Origin of the sequence: Mesobacillus boroniphilus JCM 21738 (genome assembly GCF_000517385.1) — a bacterium.
Lineage (GTDB): Bacteria > Bacillota > Bacilli > Bacillales > Cytobacillaceae > Mesobacillus > Mesobacillus boroniphilus.
Window position 1 is genome coordinate 1 of record NZ_BAUW01000187.1, and the last position, 2451, is coordinate 2451.

The following is a 2451-nucleotide window of genomic DNA, read 5'->3' on the forward strand; positions in this document are numbered from 1 at the left end:
AAAGGGACCCTCCTAAAAGCCTATATAGTACAAAAAGCTCGGAATTTAATCCGAGCTTTTTATATTTCTTTATTTAAAAAGCATCAGTTAGTTGAATAAAGGCTCTAAACAAAATTTGATAATACCTAAAAAATAGCCATCGTCTTTTGGATGGACGTCTTTACGCAAGGAGATTATTGAAAGTTATTTCTTTCTCGATTTACACACTCACTATAGGAGTTGACCATCAAATGTTTATACTTTGGTAAATCTTCTATACTTTGCAATTCTGATTTCCATTGTATCTGTGTTTTCTTCTTTTGAGCTTCAAATAGTGCTTTATCTTTATAAACAGCACGGTCAGCCTTCGAAAGATTTAAAGCTATCCATTTAGTTCTATCTGTAAACTTGAATCTTACAAGGTCAAAATCCCATTCATTCCCACGCATAACTATAGTCGCATAGCTGTCACTCTTTTTAGCAACTTGAAGTTTTTCCATATTAACGGCAGTGCCTCTAACATCTCAAATATTATTTTAACTGCTTGGGTTTCTTCTTCATTTAAATGAATCTCTCGTTCTTCACCATAGTGACTAAATTTTATCGGATATTCCATTTTCTCACCTGCGATTCTTAATAAATGTTAAAAGTACTTATCAAAAATAAGTCAGTAGACAAAAGGTATTACTTACTGTTTATCCATTCTATATTTCTATTATTAATTCCTTCATATTTCAGTAGCGAGGGCATTCTGATATTAAAAGACACAACTGCACTCGAAGATTAATCTACTAACCAAAAAAGAACCGTGAATGGTTCTTTATCTGTTGTGATTGCCCTATTACTTTTTCATTTTATCTTCTATCTCAAACTTTTGTGTAACCATCTTCTTTCTTCCGTGGTAAGAAGCCTTCATCCTCAGCTCAATTACCATTCCAGCTTTAAGGTCTAATATAAATAGTTTACCTTTCCATTTAGAATCATATGCCTTCAAAAGGTTTATTTCTTCACAAATCACAATAAGTCCTTATCCAATTTCATTTTCAATTGCTTGGTTTTCTCTCAGAAATGCAGGATTCTCTTGAATATATCAATCACCCACGGCTGAAGAAAATATGGCATTGACCATTCATTGCTATCCCCATACACAATAGCTTGAGAGGAGACTGGACTGATAATCTGATAATGTGTAAGTGTACGGGTTATCCCTTTATTAATCGGTAAATTTAGTGTGTTATCTGTCTTTCAGACAAAGCAGCTATAATACTTTTCTCATACATATTCAACTTGAAAAGGTTTTGTTTATATTGTTGAATTCTTTTCTTTGACAGCCAGCTTGAGAGTATTGAATTGATAATAAAAACAATAGCGGACATTAATAGTATGGAAACAGAAACAGTAAATGTAATACCTAATACAAACCCAAACTTCTCTTTAAATAATACAAGATAAAGTTTGTCTATGATATCGTTTGGCAGAAATAGAATTAGTCCAGTCCCTACTGCTAATGCCGCTAAAATCTTGGGTGGTAATGTTAGCAATTCCTTTATATCAATTTTTGGCATTTAAATTTCCCTCCCTCTATTTGTCTCAATGAAATGATTCCACATACCTAGTCACAATTTTAGAATAAGAAAATGTTACAAAAGACAAAATATAGTCCATTTTACACTCAAAAAAGGGTAAATGCAGGAAAGCACTCACCCTCTTTAATAAAAACATTTTATTTTGATGAATTCTTCTTACCTTTTTCATACTTTCCCCAGAACACAAACACAGAAAGTAAAGCTACACCTCCGAGAAAATAACCAACAGCTTGAATTATTTGTCCAGTTTCAAAAGACACATTATCAACTCCTTATGTGTTAAGCTGCACAACTCTTTCTTCCCTAAAGTATATCCTGATTTCCTTAAAACTCCAATTGCGAATTTACTGGATACTTGATTAGCCTAATGATAAATGGATATTCACCATATAATGGTAAAACTATGAAAAAGAGTGGATACTTAAATTGTTTAGCATCCACCCTTTTAAATGCGATTTTCCTAATTTCGATTCCCAAGGCATATCCCGTTGTTTGTATAATCTACGCAGTTTCAAAGGACATCTCTTCAATTCCTAATTTTTATGCCTCAGCATCGTTAAAGAAAGTAACCGTTCCGTTAGGGTAAACTTTATATATTGTACGGAAAGGAACCCATCCTTGTTCCATATAACTTACTTTCATTAAGAAACTAAAATTGTAATAAAGTTTTGCTGGATTGCCTGTTTGCGGGCTGTAATATACTGAATCAACCCTTTCATAAGTACCATTATGATTTTCTGGAGTTAGGTTATAGCTACGAATCTTAATGGAAGTACTATTGATTATTTCAACCTCTAACCAACCATTTACTTCTCCTACGTATGTATATCCATAATAGATATACTGATGTGCATTAACATCGTAGATAGCTCCTTGCGCTTCAAAG

At 32.9% G+C, this 2451-nt stretch carries 5 protein-coding genes; all 5 read right to left on the reverse strand.

Features of this window, described 5'->3' with window-relative positions; translation table 11 throughout:
- Positions 1-173 precede the first annotated feature (173 nt).
- Complete coding sequence (locus JCM21738_RS21570) at positions 174-479, reverse strand: hypothetical protein (RefSeq protein ID WP_035210244.1); 306 nt, start codon at positions 477-479, stop codon at positions 174-176.
- Positions 480-820: 341 nt separating this feature from the next.
- Positions 821-997: a hypothetical protein gene (locus JCM21738_RS24620; protein WP_023626603.1), complete on the reverse strand. Its 177-nt coding sequence runs from the start codon at positions 995-997 to the stop codon at positions 821-823.
- A 208-nt stretch (positions 998-1205) separates the two neighbouring features.
- Positions 1206-1544 (reverse strand): super-infection exclusion protein B, encoded by a 339-nt coding sequence (locus tag JCM21738_RS22845; protein WP_052019858.1) that lies wholly within the window; start codon positions 1542-1544, stop codon positions 1206-1208.
- A gap of 158 nt (positions 1545-1702) precedes the next feature.
- A complete protein-coding gene (locus JCM21738_RS26920) occupies positions 1703-1825 on the reverse strand; it encodes a hypothetical protein (protein WP_023626601.1) in 123 nt (40 codons plus the stop codon).
- A gap of 280 nt (positions 1826-2105) precedes the next feature.
- The coding region (locus tag JCM21738_RS24625) for a hypothetical protein (RefSeq protein ID WP_035210246.1) at positions 2106-2451 on the reverse strand (346 nt) is incomplete at its 5' end.